This is a genomic window from Arthrobacter sp. SPT-J7 (genome assembly GCF_059089965.1).
Genome location: NZ_JBNHFF010000051.1, coordinates 1 through 16,984, shown reverse-complemented (window position 1 = coordinate 16,984; position 16,984 = coordinate 1). Strand labels below are relative to the sequence as shown.

The following is a 16,984-nucleotide window of genomic DNA, read 5'->3' as shown; positions in this document are numbered from 1 at the left end:
CCGGCGAGGCCCTGGCTGAGCCCGTAGCCTTCCAGCACGCTCTCGGCGAAGGTGGCGATGGCGAAGTACGGCGTCACGGCGCAGAGCCAGAACATGGAGGTGAACAGCGTCGCCCGCCAGTAACGGCGTGAGAAGAGCATCGTGAATTTGCCCTCCGGGCGGTTATGCTCTTGCTCTACATCGCCCATGTCACTTGAGTTTTCCAGGTACTTGTACGCCACCGCCCGTGCCTCATCATGGCGGCCTTTACTCCAAAGCCAACGCGGCGATTCGGGCAGCCCGAACCGGGCGAAGAACAGAATCACTGCAGGGATGGTGCTTGAGCCCAGGATGATCCGCCAGTCCACGGAAGTAGTGGTGGTCAGCAGATAGCCAACGAGGAAAGCCACCATGAAACCGACGTAGAAGGCGATCAGCGTCAGGCCCATCAGGCGCCCCCGCATTCGGGCGGGGGCAAACTCGGACATCAACGGCCAGCCCACCGAGTATTCAACACCCACCGCGATGCCCATCAGCAGCCGGACCAGGAAAAGCTGCCACGGCTCGTGGACAACGAACTGCAGGGCGGACCCGACCACGAAGATCCCCATGTCGACCATGAACAGCGGCTTACGGCCGAACTTGTCGCCAAGCCAGCCACCAACGGGCGAACCCACCAGGATGCCGAGCAGCGATGACGCCACAATCAGCCCTTCCCACAACGGGGTGAAGCTGAGCTCGGTACTGATGGTGCCGATCACCGTGCCGATGATCCCAAGGATGTAGCCGTCCAGGAACATCCCGCCCACCATGACGGCGGTCAGTCTGACCAGGAAGCGGCGCTTGAAGGCCGCGGTCGGGGCGTCGTCTATTGCGTGTCTTGCATTCTTCAGGGAAGGCACCGGTGGCTCCTTGTGCTCAGGGATGGTGTCTGGGCCCTCCTCCGTCCTAGAGGGAGGCTTCGCCCGGAAAGTGCCGGGCTTGCGAAAGTTTCGCGGGCCGGCAGCTTCTCGCTGTTCCTATGTGGCCCCGATCACCGTCAAATGTAATCTGTGATCACATCGGGGTCAATGCGCGGTGTAACGCTCATGTAAATTATTCCCAAGCGTCCCACCACCAGGAGCTCCCGTCTGCCCGGTTCGTGCCTTTTTCGAGTGCAGCCCTACTCACCGAAAGGTGGTTTCAGCGACAGCATGAGCGCGCTCGGATACCTCGCCGCGTCGATCCTGCCCAGGACGGCGTCAGCCGGAACGGTAGTTGCGATTCCCATTCTCGCCGTCCAGCAACTGGACAGTGTGGGGATTGGCGGCGCGCTGGTGGCCGCTTCCCTGGGCCCCAGCGTGCTTGCGGCCCCGGTAGTCGGCGCAGCCCTGGACAGGGCACGGCGCCCCGGCATCCTCGTTGCCGGAGCCGGCCTGCTGACCGCGGCAGCGCTGGCCGCCACGGCATTTTTGGGGCAAATTCCCCTGCCGCTGATATTCGTGTTCCTGGCGCTGGCCGGCGCCGCGTCACCGTTTTACATGGGTGGCCTCTCCAGTTTTGCCTCCGGCGCAATCCCGGACGTTCGGAGGGCCTTTGCCTACGATTCCCTCTCCTATAACTTCTCGGCAGTTGTCGGGCCCGCCTTCGTTGCTGTGGTGGCCGCCTTCTTTCCGGCGGCAGCAGCACTGGGAGCCTTGTCGACGGCGGCAGTACTTGGGGCGGTCAGCGTGATCGTGATTGGCCTTAAGCCGCACAGGGGAACCGGGGTGCCGCCCTGGCAGGCCATCAAGGCCGGTCTGCACCGGATCTTCCGCCACCGCCCTCTGGCGGTGGTCACCGGATCCTCCACCCTGAGCCAACTCGGCCAGGGCGGCCTGGCGATTGCCGCCGTCGGGCTCTCCATCGAGAGGACCGGCTCGCCAGGCGAGGGTGCTGTCCTCATTACGGCCTTCGCCATCGGGAGCCTGCTGGGCGCACTGATCGAAACGATCCGGCCAAGCAGGCGGCCGCCGCACACCGTCATGCTGATCGGGTTTATGCTCACCGGCCTGTTCACCGCAGCTGCAGCCCTCGATTACGGCACAATCTGGACGATCCTCGCCGTGGGCACATCCGGTATCTTCACGGCAGCCAGCGCCGCTGCGATGCTCACCCTCCGCAGCCGCCTGAGTCCTCCCCACCTGCGCTCTCAGGTTTTTACGGTCGGCGCAGGCCTGCGGACCAGCGCCTCAGCAGCGGGCGCCGCCCTTGCCGGCGCGGCCACCGGCCTGGGCGGTGCTGCTGCGGTGGCGGCAACCGGCCTCATTTGGATTCTTTCCGCTGCCGTAATGATGGCTTATCCCCAGGAAACTCCTTGACCCGGATGTGATCACAGATTACATTTCATGTGAGGGTAACCACATCCTCTGCCCCGCCAGGCTTGCAGCGCACCAGTCGCGGTGGCCGGGAGCGGCCCGGGCTGGGCCCTGGACGGGGAGCTCCCATGAGAGGAACGTAAAACCGATGAGCACCATTGAACGCGAAGAACTTGCAACCCTGTGTGAACAGGCCCTGCTTGCGGCAGGCGCCGGCCAGGAGAATGCCCGGGTCCTCGCGCAGGCCACTGTAGAGGCGGAACAGGTGGGCAACCGCGCGGTAGGCGTAGCGCACCTGTTCGACTACCTTGACGGCTACCGGCAGGGCCGCATCGCCTCGGATGCCCAGCCACGTGTCCGCCGCACGGCACCAGCCGTCATCGACATCGATGCCGGCAACGGCCTGGCACAGGCAGCTTACGAAGCTGCCTTCCAGGACTTCACCGACGCAATCAGCGATGCCGGCGTGGCCGCACTGTGGATCCGCAAGTCCTACACCTGCGGCGAGTTGGGCTACTACGCCCGCCGGCTGGCCCAGCAGGGATTCGTTGCAATGGCCACCGCCAACAGCCCCGCCCTGATGTCCATCGGTGGTTCGCCGGAACGCGTCCTTGGAACGAACCCACTGGCCTTCGGCATCCCCAGGCCAGGGACACTGCCCCTGGTCATCGACCAAGCTTCGTCCTCCACGGCGTTTGTCAACATCAGGCGTGCTGCCGACGCCGGGGATCCCATCCCCGAGGGCTGGGCCCTGGACACCCAGGGCAAACCGACGACTGACGCTAACGAGGCCGTCCAGGGAACACTGCTCCCATTCGGCAGCCACCGCGGCGGAAACGTTGCCCTGCTCGTCGAAATCCTGGCCACCCTGTCTGGTGCCTCCTTCTCCATGGACGCGGCGCCGTTTGACCGGGGCTCCGAATCACCGGACATCGGCGTGTTCGTCCTGGGCATCAACCCGGGCAACTTCGCCGGCTCGCTTGAGCGGCTTGCCAAGCAGTTCGGCAGATTGCAGGATGAACACCAGGTCCGCCTGCCGGCACTCGAGGTTACCGAACTCCCTAACCAGCTTGAGCTGGATCCGGCAATCCTCGAACGTCTGCGCACAGCCGCCGGCGCCAAGTAGGAACATCAGCTTCGACACCAAGACAGCCGTGCTTCGATGAAGAAATGCACGGCAAACATCAAGAAAGGTTCCACAATGGCTTTCAGTAGGATGCTCCAGGCAGTGGAGACCCACTCCGGCGAACCCATGCGCGTGATCACGGGAGGAGTCCCGCACATTCCCGGCAACTCTGTCTACGAGCAGATGAAGTGGCTCGAGCAGAACGATGACCAGATCCGCATGCTGATGCTCCGGGAGCCGCGCGGCTATCCCCCGCTGTGCTGCAACCTGATCGTCCCGCCCAAGCACCCTGAGGCAGCCGCCGGCTTCATCATCATGGAACAGGTGGAGTACCCCGTGATGAGCGGCGGCAACACCATCGCCGTGGCCACAGTCCTGCTGGAGACCGGAATGATCCCCATGCAGGAACCTTTCACGGAATTTAAGCTCGAGGCCCCGGCAGGCCTCATCGACATCAAGGCCCGGTGCGAGAACGGCAAGGTCAAGGAAGTAACCTTCCAGAACGTGCCAGCATTCGCCGTCTACCTCGATGCGGAGATCGACGTGCCCGAGCTCGGCAAAGTGACGGTGGACGTTGCCTGGGGCGGCATGTTCTACGTCATCGCTGACGCGGCACAGTTCGAGTCCCTCGAACTGGTGCCCGACCGCGGCCGGGACATCACCCGTATCTCCTCGCTCATCCTGCGCGCCGCACAGGACCAGCTGCCCGTGGAACACCCTGACTACCCCGGCATTGGCATCACCATCTCGCAGCTTTCCGGCGTGACGGACAACCCGAACGCCGACCGGCGGAATGCCGTCACCGTGGCGAGCGGCCAGGTGGACTTCAACAACCCGGCCACGTGGACCGGCGGCGTGGACCGTTGCCCCTGTGGAACAGGCACCTGCGCCAAAATGGCTGCCCTGCACGCAAAGGGCGAACTTCCCCTCAACCAGTCTTTCCGGCACGAGGGCGTTCTGGGCACCGTCTACACCGGCGAATTGGTGGAGGAAGTTCAAATCGCCGGGCGCACCGGTGTGGTCCCCACGATCAGTGGCCAGGCATGGATCACCGGCTTCAGCAACTGGGTCCTGGACCCCGAGGACCCCTTCCCCAACGGCTACACCCTCGGCGACATCTGGGCCCCCGCCGCCAATGAAAACGTCATCGCGGACAACGCGCCGGCCAGCGGCACCGTCCTCGCGCAGATGGAAGCGCCGGTCTAGGTTCAGCCAATGCTTGGGAAGGCGCAACGGATGCACTCACGGGAGTGCCACCGTTGCGCCTTTCCTTTCGCACGTTCTACTAGGATGGGCGTTCCCTTGAACGTTCCGTAGCCCGGGACTGGATTGGCTTGAAGTGGCGCGATCTCGTCGTCCTCTTCTGCCAATGGGGTACACCCCAACCTGACGCGCGATTCCGACCAGCTTGGGGGGCTCTTCTGATATAGGCCCAGAGCTCACCCTGACATTGCCAGGGTGGAGCCGGCGGTGGCCGGACAGTGAATCGGGTACGTACCGGTGAGCAGGCTGGACCAGAACGAAGTACCAGCTCGAAGGCTAGGTTCTGGACCGAAGGGTATGCTGCACGAATTCGCCGACTCAGCTCGTGCTGGGGTGTGTCATCATCATCCACACTGTCGGGCCGCCGGTTTCTACCCTGTGGAGGACTTCGAAGCCCAGCCGCTTATAGAAGGTGACGTTTGGCGGCTCCGATGTTTCGACGAGGCATCTCTGATTATCTGCTGCAATGCGGTGCAGCCCGGCGAGACAAACCTGCTGGCCCAGCCCTTGGCGTTGGAACCGTGGATCGACACCTGCTGCGGCTAGTACCCAGTCGTGCGGGGGGCGTTTTGACGCGAGGACCTGTTCGGCTTCCGCGATGGCCGCGAACCGATCGCCGTGCAGCGCTGCGATTCGTTCGTAAACCTTCGGTTGAGGTTCTGGCATGCGGGCTGGGATAAACGCGGCGACCGCGGTTAGATCGTCATTCACGTAGACCACGCCGTGAGTCATGGCGAAGTGCTCGATGTAGATGGCCTGCAGCTCAGACAGCCGCTCTTCGAAGCGCGTTGAGGGGATGGTCCATGTGGTCCAGACGTACGTGGAGAAGGCAGCTGTCAGGATTTCTACTACGCGCGGCAGATCCTCTGTTGTTGCGGGCCTGATCATGGTTAGGGCTTTTCCTTCACATCGGTGGCATCCGAAATCATTTTTTATCATGTGATCTCCGTTGTGCCACTTGGCTTTTGCCACCGGTGCTCCATCGGCCGGTGGCAGGTGCCGGTATTACTATCGATTCGTGCTTATAGGTCGGGAACGCGAATCGCAGGCGGTGGAGGCGCTTATTGGTGCTGCCCGGCAGGGCCGCGGAGACGCGCTTGTGCTTCTTGGGGAGGCCGGGGTCGGTAAGTCGGCGTTGATGGCAGCGGCGGCTGACGCGCCTGGAATGCGGATTCTTCGGACCAGGGGCATTGAGTCGGAGTCCCCTTTGGCTTTTGCTGCACTGCACCGTCTCCTGCTTCCAGTACTGGAACGGGCGGACCGCCTGCCTGCCCCTCAAAGGAAGGCCCTGCTGGCCGCTTTCGGCTCGTTCGATGGCTTGGAAGGATCAAACGACCGTTTCACCGTCTTCCTGGCCGCGTTGACCCTCCTGGCCGGTGCTGCGCATGAAGGGCCGGTCCTGTGCCTGGTCGATGATGCTCATTGGCTCGATGATGCCTCCGCGGCCGCCCTGGCATTTGTTGCACGCAGGCTCGAGAGTGAGAGCGTTGCTATTCTCTTTGCCGCCCGGGATGAAGGCAGCAGGAACTTCGATTCCACCGACATCCCGACGGTGCGGGTGCGGGGTCTCGGTTCCGAGGCCGCTGCAGAGCTGCTGAACAAATCAGGAACACCGGTGGCCGTTGACGTCTGCCGTGAGCTAGTGCAGAGAACATCCGGCAATCCACTCGCGCTGATTGAACTTCCGACCGCCCTGACCGAACACCAGCTGATGGGCCGCGCTCCCCTGCCGGCGCACCTTCCGCTGACCGATGGAGTTGAACGGGTCTTTCTGGACAGGAGCCGGACTCTTTCGCCCGGCGCGCAAAAGTTCCTTCTCCTCACGGCTGTCGATGACACAGGGGACTATCACGTGCTTCGGCGCGCAGCAGAGTGGTTGCAGCTGGAGAACTCGGTAGAGGAAGAACTCGAGGATGCTGGGCTGATGCGGGTGCGCGGCTTTGACGTCGAACTGCGTCATCCGCTGGTGCGATCGGCCATCTACGGGTCGGCAACCAACAGGGATGTACGTGATGCCCACCGGGCCCTGGCCCGCGCCATGCCCGGCGGGCAGTACCTGGAACGGAGGGTGTGGCATATGGCGGCGGCGATCGCCGGGGCGGATGAGGACGTCGCGCACGAACTCGATCTCATCGCTGAAAGATCCAGCCGCAACGGAGGACATGAGGCCGCTTCGGCTGCCTGGGAACGGGCCGCCGATGTCTCGGCTGATGACCAGGAACGCCCGCGCCGCTTGTTCATGGCTGCGCACAGCGCGTGGATTGCCGGCCAGCCCAATCGGTCCAGGAACCTGGCGCAACTGGCCCGGGGCACGGCCACCGATGAAGGTTTAGCCGGCGAAATTGACCTGTTGCGTGCCCGCATCGAGTGGAACCATGGATCCCCCCAGGTCGGCCATGGCATCGTGATGAGTACCGCTGAAAGACTTGCACGGGTGGACCCGTCACGGGCAACTGACATAGCGGTCATTGCCGCGGCATTGGCCACGTTTGGCAACGATTCCGGCGTTAACGTGGATCTGGCCTCCCTGATACCGGCAGCGCTCCCGGATGATTCCCCGCACCGGCGGTGTTCAAGCTATCTGCTGCAGGGTCTTTTGAACATTGTCGGAGGGAACCTGGGCGCAGCTGCCTCAGTCCTACAGGAAGCATTCGCAGCCGCTCCCGGCGTTGAAGACCCGGACCTGCTGTTCAACCTGGCGATCGGTGCCCTGCACGTTGGTGCCGATGACACGGCTCTCGGGATTCATAGCCGGATCCTGGCTCAAGCACGACAAAACAGCGAGCTGGCCAGGGTGCTTCACGCCCTCGCGTTGCGGTCCTTCACTGAGATTGCAACTGGCCGCTGGCAGGAGGCCCGGGCAGGGCTGTCAGAAGTCCTGACAGTCGCGGAAGCGACGAACCAGCGCATGCTGCTCGGGTACCCCACTGCGGCGCTGCGCGTCTTAGACCTGCTTCGCGACGGCGGCCAGGAACCATCGAAGGATCCTTTGACTGCGGACACTCCCACCACTGCGCATGGGGGCGTCATGGACCCCATAGAGGCTGATTTCAGGCGGTGGGCGCGAGCCCTTCGGTTGACCCTTGACGACCCGGCAGCGGCCGCCCAGGAGCTCGGATCGATTACCCACCCGTTCGTCTCACATGCAACAGCCATCGACAGGATCGAACTGGCCCTCCGATTGGAACTGCCTGCTGAGGCGGTCCGTGTCACTACGGGCCTGGAAACGTTCGCAGAGGCCACAAGGCAGCCGTGGGCACGGGCGCTGGCCGCGCATGCCCGTGCGGTTGCTGATCCGGCCCAGGCTGAAACCCACTTCACCGCGGCCTTGCTCCACCACCAGAATTGTCCCCGGGCTTTCAACAGGGGGCGCACGGAGTTGGCCTTCGGGGAGTTCCTTCGCCGGAACCGTCAACGTGTCCGGGCCCGGGAACATCTCGGAAGAGCCCTCCAAATCTTCCGGGATCTTGATGCGGGCCCCTGGGTTGAGCGTGCCCGCGATGAGCTGCGCGCCTCGGGGCAGTCCGTACAAAAGAGGGATCAGGAAACGATTGCCGCCCTGACACCGCAGGAGCTCCAGGTGGCGTTGCTGGTCCAGCAGGGGTTGGCGAACAAGGAGGTCGCAAGCAGATTGTTCGTCAGTCCCAGGACGGTCGATTTTCATTTACGCAATGTCTTCACCAAGCTCGGCATCAGTTCGCGGGCCGCTTTGACCGGCATCGACCTGACGCGGCTCGCTGCGGCCAGCTGAACGGAGCAAAAAAGGCCGTGGAGCAGCGTACGGAAGTCTCATTAGATGGGAAGTGATGCCCACCAATGCCCAAGAGCAGCGTTTCTATTCCAGATTGGACGCCAAACTCTTCACTAAAGTGATCGCCAGCTGGAGCCCCGAGCAGTACCAGCCCACGACGTGAAGGGCACCCGCCGCAGGGCCGACGCGCAACCAACCGGCGACCCCTCCAGCTCGGCCACGAAGATGATGACGTCCTGGCGGTGCAGGTAGTTTTCCCACTGATGCTGCGTCACGTGGACGTGCTGCGATGATTCCTCGTGTTCGGCCAGTTCCTTCAACAACACAAGCGTCGCTTCTGCATCCCGGGGTTGCGCCCTGCGGATGGTCACGGCAGTTCGGTCATCACTAACTCCTGGTTGGGCCTCTGTTGCGTTAGCGGGGCGATCGGATAGTTTCAGTGGCGCGGGTCTTTTTGTCGCCGCCGGTACCGGCGGCGGGGCGCTTTGTTCGTGGAAAAAGGAGCCAAACCGTTGCGATGGTCGCCGCGATGAGGGCTGTTACAGCTGCGGCCGTGAAGGCCGCCCGAAACGCAGTGCCTGATGCCTGCAGTGCGCTGGCCCCGGCGGTGGCGGCTTCACGGGTCGACACTGTCAGGACAGCACTGAACACGGCTATTCCTATGGCTCCACCGATCTGGTAGCTGGCGGCCGCCATGCCGGAGGCGAGACCGGTGTGCGTCGCCGGTGCTGCGGCGGTGATGACCATGGTCGAGGGCATAAAGCTCAGCGCAACACCGGCTGCCGCGAGCAGCAGCCCTGGCAGGACGCCCACGAGGTAGCTGGGCCCCTCCGGCCGCCATGCCAGCCACAGCAGGCCACACGCGAGGAGGACCAGCCCCAGGCTCAGAGTCCATTCGGGGCCAAACAGTCCCAGAAGGCGGGGCAGGATTAGAACCGAGACGGTGAACACGGCAAGTGACGTGGGTACCATGGCCATCCCTGCCTCCCGCGGCGCATAGGCCAGTGCCTGCTGCAGGTACAGGGCGACGAGGAAGAAGGTGCAGACGCGTGCGGCGCCACCGAGCAATCCAACGACGGTTCCAGCCGAGAGCGTCCTGGATTTGAACATGCCCAGCGGCAGGACAGGGTCAACGGCGCGGCGCTCCGCTCCGAGAAAAAGAATGAACATCAGCCCCGCCGCGACGGTGCTGATCAGGGCTTCCGGGGACGCCGGCCCGTGGTCGGATACGGACAGCACCGCATAGATGGTGGCTAGGGTGGCGCCGGTGACTGTCGCGGCGCCGAGGACATCGATCCTCCGGGAGGCCTTGGTTTCGGGAACAGCTTCCAGCAGCTTGGGCGCGGATAGAAGCGCGATGACCGTGGCGGGCACCGGCAGAAGGAACACCCACTGCCACCCCAGAAGGTGGGTCACGAGGCCTCCTGCGGCGACGCCGGCGGCGCCCCCTGCGGCGGAGGCGGCACCCCAGGCGCTGACAGCTTTCGCCTTGGATTCGCTGGTGAATACCGTCAGCAGAATCGCCATGCCCGCCGGGCTCAGCGCCGCCGCACCCAAGCCCTGCAGTAGACGGGCAGCGATCAGCGCGGTCTCCGATGCGGCGAGCCCGGCGGCCATTGATGCCGCCGTAAACAGGCCGGCCCCGGCAACGAACATGCGGCGCTTACCGAGAATGTCCGTGGCGCGTCCGGACACGAGGAGGAACCCGCCGAACGCAAGGAAGTAGGCGTTGGCCACCCACGCGATCCCGGGCGCGGTGAGGTTCAGGTCCTGCTGGATGGACGGTAAGGCGACGTTGACTATTGAGGTGTCGAGCATGATGACAAATTGGGCGGAGATGAGGACCGCCAGCAGGAGAACCCGGTGGGGACGGCCTGTGAGCATGGCTGTGGTCCTGGGAAGCGAAAGGAGCGGCATGGGATTCACCGCGCCTCTACGGTGAACGGGGCGGTGACGACGGTACCGTCGGAGAGTCGGAACTGTGCCCAGAGCCTGTGGAGCCCAGGCTGTTCAAGGTCCAGGTGAACCTCGAGCTTGGGACCGAACCGCTGGCCTGGCATCGCGAAGAGCGGCTGGCCGTCTGCGTCCTCTGCCTCCGCATGTTCGTGGGCGAATCCTCTGCCATCGTCTTTGAGCACCACGACGTGTCCGGCAGCGGAGAGGTAGGGCTGCAGATCGGAGACCGGTTCCCCCGTGGCAGCGTCGGTGAAGCTGAAGTGCATCCTGCTCGTCCGGTCGGCGACGGCGTCGCCTTCGAGGGTGATGGTGACCCCGTTGACGGTCTGGGTTCGCGGTCCTGCCTCCAGCGGTCCGCCCGAGCCGTGGTGTGCGTCCCCGATCTGGAGAGTGTGCCGGTCCACGAGGTCGGACATTTCCCCTTGTCGCCGGAACTCGGAGTGCACCAGGTACTCGCCCGGCGTGGGGAAGTTCAGCTCTACGGAGAACTCCCCTGTTCGGCCGGTAGGTTCCGGGTGGACGTGGGCGAACGTGCCAAGATCGGCGCGGGTCACGATCAGATGCATCCACACCTCGTGGCTTCTGGTGACGTCGGGCAATGGCTCTCCGGTTTCTGTGTCAGTGACGGTGATGACCAGCCGGCCGGGTTGCCCGGGCGTTACCTGCTCGGAGAGCTGGTAGTCCACGGAGACATTCTGGCCCTGCGCCTCACGGGCCGGGATGTCAGCGGACATCATCGTGCTCATGGCTGGACGCATCGGCATACCGGTACCTTGCTGCCATGCCAGGATGTTGTTCATTCCCCGCTGGGCGGCATCGGTGCGGGACAAAGCGGTCAGGCCTGCACCAATCACGAGGGCCAGCAAGGCTACGCCCGCCAGGTAGGCAGAGTGTTGGAGACGGGCCTTCAAAGGTTCTTTCCCGGAAGCCGCGAGGCTTTCCGGACCAGTAAAGCTGCGTAGCCGCAAAGCATTCGTGACTACGCTGACCGAACTCATCGCCATCGCCGCAGCTGCCAGGACGGGATCGAGCCGGAGTCCGTTGAAGGAGTAAAAGAGGCCGGCGGCGACGGGGATCAGCAGGATGTTGTAGGCGAAGGCCCACACCAGTCCTTGTTTCATTGTCGATACCGTGCGTCGGGAGAGCATCATGGCTGTGATGATCCCTTTCAGGTCCCCGCCGACGAGGGTGATGTCAGAGGAGGCGATGGCGACATCGGTGCCGGTGCCGATGGCGATGCCGAGATCGGCCCGCGCAAGGGCCGGAGCATCGTTGATGCCGTCACCGACCATCGCCACGGAGTGACCCCTTTCCTGCAGCCGGACGATGTGTGCGTCCTTGTCCGCGGGGAGTACCTCTGCAATGACGTGTTCAATGCCCGCATTGCGTGCCACCGCGTGGGCGGTCTTCTCGTTATCGCCCGTCAGCATCCACACCTGGAGTCCGAGCGCACGCAGTCCGGCGACAGTTGCGGCAGCTTCGGGCCGCACGGGATCAACGACGCGCAGCAGGCCGGCGGGGGTATCCTCCACCGCGACGTAAAGGGGTGTGCCGCCGTCCGCGGCGATCTGGGCGGACAGCGTATCGAAGGCTGAGGCATCGATGCGGTGGGCGTTCATCATGCGCAGGTTCCCGGCGAGGATCCGCCTGCCGCGGACGACTGCTTCGATTCCCTGCCCGGGGACTGCGGTGAAGCGGGTAGCCGGCAGGACTTCCAGCCCGCGGATCTTTGCGGCCTCCACAATCGCTTCGCCCAGCGGGTGTTCGCTGTGGGCCTCCGCCGCGGCGGTGAACTGGAGGAGCTCTTCCTCCGTCCAACCGCCACGGACATGTACTGCCGTCACTGCTGGCCGGCCACGGGTGATCGTTCCGGTCTTATCGAGCACGACGGCGGTGAGCCGGCGGGCCTGTTCCAGCGACTGGCCGCCGCGGATCAGAACTCCCATCTCGGCAGCCTTACCGGTGCCCACCATGATGGCTGTCGGCGTGGCCAGCCCGAGCGCGCAGGGACAGGCGATGATGAGCACGGCAATGGTGTTGCCGATGGCCATGTTCCAGTTGCTGTCGGCCGGCCCGAAGATCGCCCAACCGGTGAAGGTCAGTGCCGCAATGGCCAAGACGGCCGGAATGAAGAACGAGGTGACCTGGTCGGCGATCCGCTGAAGGGGGGCACGTGAGCCCTGTGCGTCTTCGACAAGCCGGACAATCTGCGCCAGTGCCGTGTCTGCTCCAACGGCTGTTGTACGCAACACAACTGAGCCTGACCTGGACATGGTGGCACCGATCACCGGATCACCAGGTCCCTTGCTGACCGGTACGCTTTCACCGGTCAGCATGCTTTCGTCAACGACAGCGGTGCCTTCGACGACTGTGCCATCCACCGGCACTTTCTCGCCTGCACGCACCCGGACAAGGTCATTCACACGCACCGAACCCAGGGCTATGTCTTCTTCAAGGCCCCCGCGGATCACCCGCGCTGTTTTCGGTGCAAGCCCAATAAGCGCCTTGAGTGCTGTGGCGGTTTGGCTCTTGGCCCGGATCTCTATCCACCGGCCCATCAGGATCAGCGCGATGATAACAATGGCCGACTCAAAATAGGTATGCAAGGGCAGGCCCCATTGTTCGGCAGTGGCCGGCCAGAGGGTCACGAAGGCGCTGTAGGCGTAGGCGACTCCTGTGCCGAGTGCTACGAGGGTGCTCATGTTGGTGGCACGATGGCTGGCCGCTACCCATGCCTCCCGATAGATCTGTTGACCGGCCCAGAGCTGGACAACGCTGGCGACTACCAGCAGCAGCGGCATCAGCCAATCCATTGCGTCGATCGACAACGGAATGTACATCAGAACCATCATGGAAAGTCCCACGGCCAGCGATACCTGCCACTTTCGACGCAGCTCAGCCAGTTGGGCCTCGCGGGCCCGCTCCAGTCCATCCGGCTCTTCGCTCGTCGCCGCCAGGCCGGAGGGGCCGCCGTCGGGGGGAGCCACTTCGACCGCCCGGCTTGGGCTCCCCGTGTAGCCTGCGGCCGTGACGGCAGCCGTCAGCGCTTCAACGCCGGTGGTCTGCGCGTCGTAGCTGACAGTTGCTTTCTCGGCGGCGAGATTGACCCTTGCCGAGGAGACCCCGGCGACGCGCGTGAGCGCCTTCTCAACCCTGCGGACGCAGGACGCACAGGTCATCCCTCCGATGTCCAGTACGCAGGAGCGGTCCTGCTGCATCGTGGTGGTCATCAGAAACTTCCCTCAGATGAGACAGGGTCGGCAGCGCTTCCGCGGCCAAGCGTGTAACCGGCTTCCTCAACTGCCAGGGCAACATCCCGGTCCTCCAAAGGGAGATCGCTGCTCACCGTCACAGTCCCGTTCAGCAGGCTCACCTGCACCCCGCGGACACCGGGTATCAGGGACGCCTCGGCGATGACCGCGCGGACACAGTGTTCACACGTCATCCCGATCACGTCGTACATCTGAATATGAGTTGTCGTTTCTGCCGCAGCCATTTCGATCTCCTTGTAAGGAATAAGGGGTTTTGATGTGCTTCATCGTGGCGTGGCCGACACCCTGCTCACACCGGCAATTTCGCCGGGTTTTACTCGCCGGTTTGCTCCCGCGCCGGTCACTGCTCCCGCTGCAAGCTCTCCACGGACGCCCGGATCACCGTCGAATCGCAGGTGGTGAGCCCTCTGATCTATTGATTTACCAGGTGGGCGGTTAGTGAATACCGGCGATTTCGCCGGTGCCAACCAGGTGCCGGGCTGGCCAGCATGGAGTCATAACCGAAGCCAAGCCGGCTTGCCGGACCGCAATCCGCGGACGGCCCCATCAACGATCAAGAAAAAGTGACCATGTATACCCTGACCCCACAGAAGCTCCTGAGGCTCCAAACCCCGGAGCACAAGCCCATCCCCCGCGAAACAGAGCGCCCGACTCCACGGAAGCGCGAACCCCTGGAGCGCTCGTCGTATGTGCGGCTCTGGTCCCTGGACCCGATCTCCGCCAGCCGGTTGCGTTAGGAAACGGCCATGCAGATCGCCGTCCTCCTCTATGAGGGGGTAACTGCACTCGACGCAGTGGGACCCTACGAGGTCCTCAGCCGGCTTCCCGGCGCTGAAACCGTCGTCGTGGCCGAGCGGATCGGGCCGGTCAGGTGCGATACGGGCGCCCTCGCCCTGATCGCCGACGCCACGCTGGCAGAGGTGCCACACCCAGACATCATCGTCGTCCCCGGCGGCCCGGGCCAGGCCCGGCAAATGCACAACGGGGCTATTCACCGCTGGCTCCGGCGCGCGGACCTGACCAGCCAGTGGACAACGTCGGTATGCACGGGATCGCTTATCCTCGCAGCCGCGGGCCTGCTGAACGGGCGCCGGGCAGCGTCCCACTGGCTCGCCCTTGAGATGCTCACACCTCTCGGAGCGATACCGGCACATGATCGGATCTGCTTCGACGGCAAATACGCCAGCGCCGCCGGGGTGTCAGCCGGCCTGGATATGGCCCTTGCCCTCGCCGCCGAAATAACCGGCCCCACTGACGCCCAAGCCATCCAGCTCCGCCTCCAATACGCGCCGCAACCACCCTTCGACGCCGGTGCACCCGGGAACGCACCCCCGCCCATCGTCGAAGCGCTGATCTCCAAATCCGCGACCATCCTGGGCATCAACAACATGGATCACACAGACAACCGCCCCGCCCTCACGAAAGGACACAGCAAATGATTGAGGCACAGAACCTGACCAAGAGGTTCGGCGACAAAACCGGCGTGGACAACGTTTCCTTTACCGTCCTCCCCAGCAGGGTCACAGGATTCCTCGGACCAAACGGGGCCGGTAAATCAACAACCATGCGCATGATTATGGGACTGGACCGCCCAAGCAGCGGCACGGTCACAGTGAACGGAAAACCCTACGCGGCACACCGCTCCCCGTTCCACGAAGTGGGAGCCCTCCTGGACGCCAAAGCCGTCCACACCAGCCGAAGCGCCTACAACCACCTCCACGCGATGGCTGCAACCCACGGCATCAGTAAACACCGGGTCCAGGAAGTCATCGAAATGACCGGCCTGTCCTCGGTGGCAAAAAAGCGCGTCGGAGGCTTCTCCCTCGGCATGGGCCAAAGGCTCGGAATAGCAGCCGCACTCCTGGGCAACCCGCAAACGCTGATCCTTGACGAACCCGTCAACGGCCTGGATCCAGAGGGTGTGCTGTGGATCCGTAACCTCACCCGGCAACTCGCTGCCGAAGGCAGAACGGTTTTCCTGTCCTCCCACCTCATGAGCGAAATGGCCCAAACGGCGGACCACCTCATTGTCATCGGCCGCGGACGCATCATCGCCGACGCCCCCATGCGGGAAGTCCTGGCGGGCAAGTCAGCACCCCGCCACCGTGTCCGCACCGACAAGCCCCAAGCACTGATGGAGCTCCTCGCCGGACGAAACACAACCATCACGATGAACGACTCAGGGGTGCTGGACATCGCCGGTCCCACCGCAGAAGAAATCGCCCATGAGGCGATGAGCCAGCAGGTAATGCTCTACGAAATCTCCCCGCTGCAGGCCTCCCTCGAAGAGGCGTACATGGAACTCACCAAGGACGAAGTCGAATACCAATCGCTGGTATCCGACGTGAAAGGACTGTAGCCATGCCAACCACTCTGGCTCCTTCGACCGGTACCCACAGCGAAAAGCGTCCCGTCACCTTCCCCCGGGTGCTCCGCTCGGAATGGATAAAGCTCAGAAGCCTTCGGTCCAGCCTGATCCTGCTCGGATGCACCATCACCGTCATGATCGCAATCGGATGGCTAGGGGCAATGGGCGTCACATCAGCCGACGAAGGCGACCCAATGGCCTCGGGGCCGGTGATACAAACCCTGCCAAGTGCCGGGTTGGTCTTCGGACAACTGACCATCGGTGCGTTGGCCGTGCTAATGATCTCTTCAGAGTTCGCCACCGGAATGATCCGTTCAACAATGATTGCAGTGCCCCGTCGTTCACCGGCCGTACTGGCAAAAGGCCTACTCATCGCGGTCGTGTCATTCCTCATCGGCACAGCTGCAGCCGCACTCACCTACTTCAGCATCCAACCCACTTTGGACGGCAAGGACATGGGGTTCGACCTCGACCAGGCTGTCACCGGAAGCATCCTCTGCACCGGCATCTACCTGGCCCTGATAGGGCTAATGGGCCTCGGCTTGGGAACCCTCCTGCGCAACAGCGCCGGCAGCATCGTCACCCTCACCACGCTGCTGCTCGTACTGCCCACTGCGCTTAGTCTGATCCCCGGGGAACTTGCAACCACCGTCTCCGAATACCTTCCCTCCAACGCCGGAGCCCAACTCACCGCAACGCAAATCGCAGAAGACGCATTCACCCAACTAGAAGGCGGCCTCGTCCTCGGAGCCTGGGCACTCATACCCTTCCTCCTCTCCCTCATCGTCATCAAACGCCGCGACGTCTGAGCCAGCACCCGCTTCTCCGCGAACACGGCTTCCAGTGATGGCCGGAACAAGAGCCGGCGTCACCCAAAGCAAGGCGCAACAGTAGGTGGGCTAAGCATAGATTCACGATTCCACTGGATTCACC

General features: G+C 63.6%; 14 protein-coding genes. 8 read left to right on the top strand and 6 right to left on the bottom strand.

Going from position 1 to position 16,984, the window contains the following annotated elements:
* A partial coding sequence (locus AC5RWX_RS21845) for an MFS transporter (protein ID WP_494098399.1) occupies positions 1–881 on the bottom strand: 881 nt, incomplete at its 3' end.
* A gap of 291 nt (positions 882–1,172) precedes the next feature.
* Here AC5RWX_RS21845 and AC5RWX_RS21840 point away from each other — a divergent pair.
* From AC5RWX_RS21840 to AC5RWX_RS21830, 3 genes are all read left to right on the top strand, one after another.
* Positions 1,173–2,318: an MFS transporter gene (locus AC5RWX_RS21840; protein ID WP_494098398.1), complete on the top strand. Its 1,146-nt coding sequence runs from the start codon at positions 1,173–1,175 to the stop codon at positions 2,316–2,318.
* A gap of 145 nt (positions 2,319–2,463) precedes the next feature.
* Positions 2,464–3,441: an Ldh family oxidoreductase gene (locus AC5RWX_RS21835; RefSeq protein WP_494098397.1), complete on the top strand. Its 978-nt coding sequence runs from the start codon at positions 2,464–2,466 to the stop codon at positions 3,439–3,441.
* A gap of 75 nt (positions 3,442–3,516) precedes the next feature.
* The gene (locus AC5RWX_RS21830) at positions 3,517–4,647 is read left to right on the top strand and encodes a proline racemase family protein (protein WP_494098396.1); all 1,131 of its coding nucleotides are present in this window, start codon (positions 3,517–3,519) and stop codon (positions 4,645–4,647) included.
* Positions 4,648–5,022: 375 nt separating this feature from the next.
* On the opposite strand, the gene AC5RWX_RS21825 is transcribed toward AC5RWX_RS21830, so the two are convergent.
* Positions 5,023–5,676 (bottom strand): GNAT family N-acetyltransferase, encoded by a 654-nt coding sequence (locus AC5RWX_RS21825; RefSeq protein ID WP_494098395.1) that lies wholly within the window; start codon positions 5,674–5,676, stop codon positions 5,023–5,025.
* 46 nt (positions 5,677–5,722) lie between these two features.
* Between AC5RWX_RS21825 and AC5RWX_RS21820 the strand changes: the two genes are divergently transcribed.
* On the top strand, positions 5,723–8,455 hold the full coding sequence (locus AC5RWX_RS21820; RefSeq protein WP_494098394.1) for a helix-turn-helix transcriptional regulator: 2,733 nt from the start codon (positions 5,723–5,725) through the stop codon (positions 8,453–8,455).
* Between the two features lie 113 nt (positions 8,456–8,568).
* On the opposite strand, the gene AC5RWX_RS21815 is transcribed toward AC5RWX_RS21820, so the two are convergent.
* The 4 genes from AC5RWX_RS21815 to AC5RWX_RS21800 are packed head-to-tail and all read right to left on the bottom strand — an operon-like array spanning position 8,569 to position 13,907.
* Positions 8,569–8,826, bottom strand: a complete 258-nt coding sequence (locus AC5RWX_RS21815; RefSeq protein WP_494098393.1) for a GNAT family N-acetyltransferase — start codon at positions 8,824–8,826, stop codon at positions 8,569–8,571.
* 43 nt (positions 8,827–8,869) lie between these two features.
* Positions 8,870–10,339 carry an MFS transporter gene (locus AC5RWX_RS21810; protein WP_494098392.1) on the bottom strand — a complete coding sequence of 490 codons (1,470 nt, stop codon included), beginning with the start codon at positions 10,337–10,339 and terminating at the stop codon, positions 8,870–8,872.
* Positions 10,340–10,377: 38 nt separating this feature from the next.
* Positions 10,378–13,641 carry a heavy metal translocating P-type ATPase gene (locus AC5RWX_RS21805; RefSeq protein ID WP_494098391.1) on the bottom strand — a complete coding sequence of 1,088 codons (3,264 nt, stop codon included), beginning with the start codon at positions 13,639–13,641 and terminating at the stop codon, positions 10,378–10,380.
* Positions 13,641–13,907, bottom strand: coding sequence for a heavy-metal-associated domain-containing protein (locus AC5RWX_RS21800; protein WP_494098390.1), 267 nt, complete (start codon positions 13,905–13,907; stop codon positions 13,641–13,643). Before AC5RWX_RS21800 ends, AC5RWX_RS21805 begins: the two co-directional genes overlap by 1 nt.
* 345 nt (positions 13,908–14,252) lie before the next feature.
* Between AC5RWX_RS21800 and AC5RWX_RS21795 the strand changes: the two genes are divergently transcribed.
* The 4 genes from AC5RWX_RS21795 to AC5RWX_RS21780 are packed head-to-tail and all read left to right on the top strand — an operon-like array spanning position 14,253 to position 16,860.
* The gene (locus tag AC5RWX_RS21795) at positions 14,253–14,420 is read left to right on the top strand and encodes a hypothetical protein (RefSeq protein WP_494098389.1); all 168 of its coding nucleotides are present in this window, start codon (positions 14,253–14,255) and stop codon (positions 14,418–14,420) included.
* A 9-nt stretch (positions 14,421–14,429) separates the two neighbouring features.
* Entirely contained in the window at positions 14,430–15,122 is a 693-nt protein-coding gene (locus AC5RWX_RS21790) for a DJ-1/PfpI family protein (protein WP_494098388.1), read from the top strand.
* Positions 15,119–16,042 (top strand): ABC transporter ATP-binding protein, encoded by a 924-nt coding sequence (locus AC5RWX_RS21785; protein WP_494098387.1) that lies wholly within the window; start codon positions 15,119–15,121, stop codon positions 16,040–16,042. The genes AC5RWX_RS21790 and AC5RWX_RS21785 overlap by 4 nt, the downstream gene beginning before the upstream one ends.
* Positions 16,043–16,044: 2 nt before the next feature.
* The gene (locus AC5RWX_RS21780; RefSeq protein WP_494098386.1) at positions 16,045–16,860 is read left to right on the top strand and encodes an ABC transporter permease; all 816 of its coding nucleotides are present in this window, start codon (positions 16,045–16,047) and stop codon (positions 16,858–16,860) included.
* Positions 16,861–16,984 lie beyond the last annotated feature (124 nt).

Bases quoted from the DNA above. Each gene is read 5' to 3' on its own strand.
- AC5RWX_RS21790 (WP_494098388.1), top strand. From the start codon at position 14,430: ATGCAGATCGCCGTCCTCCTCTATGAGGGGGTAACTGCACTCGACGCA.
- AC5RWX_RS21780 (WP_494098386.1), top strand. From the start codon at position 16,045: ATGCCAACCACTCTGGCTCCTTCGACCGGTACCCACAGCGAAAAGCGT.
- AC5RWX_RS21805 (WP_494098391.1), bottom strand. From the start codon at position 13,641: ATGACCACCACGATGCAGCAGGACCGCTCCTGCGTACTGGACATCGGA.
- AC5RWX_RS21785 (WP_494098387.1), top strand. From the start codon at position 15,119: ATGATTGAGGCACAGAACCTGACCAAGAGGTTCGGCGACAAAACCGGC.
- AC5RWX_RS21840 (WP_494098398.1), top strand. From the start codon at position 1,173: ATGAGCGCGCTCGGATACCTCGCCGCGTCGATCCTGCCCAGGACGGCG.
- AC5RWX_RS21810 (WP_494098392.1), bottom strand. From the start codon at position 10,339: ATGCTCACAGGCCGTCCCCACCGGGTTCTCCTGCTGGCGGTCCTCATC.
- AC5RWX_RS21830 (WP_494098396.1), top strand. From the start codon at position 3,517: ATGGCTTTCAGTAGGATGCTCCAGGCAGTGGAGACCCACTCCGGCGAA.
- AC5RWX_RS21835 (WP_494098397.1), top strand. From the start codon at position 2,464: ATGAGCACCATTGAACGCGAAGAACTTGCAACCCTGTGTGAACAGGCC.
- AC5RWX_RS21800 (WP_494098390.1), bottom strand. From the start codon at position 13,907: ATGGCTGCGGCAGAAACGACAACTCATATTCAGATGTACGACGTGATC.
- AC5RWX_RS21795 (WP_494098389.1), top strand. From the start codon at position 14,253: ATGTATACCCTGACCCCACAGAAGCTCCTGAGGCTCCAAACCCCGGAG.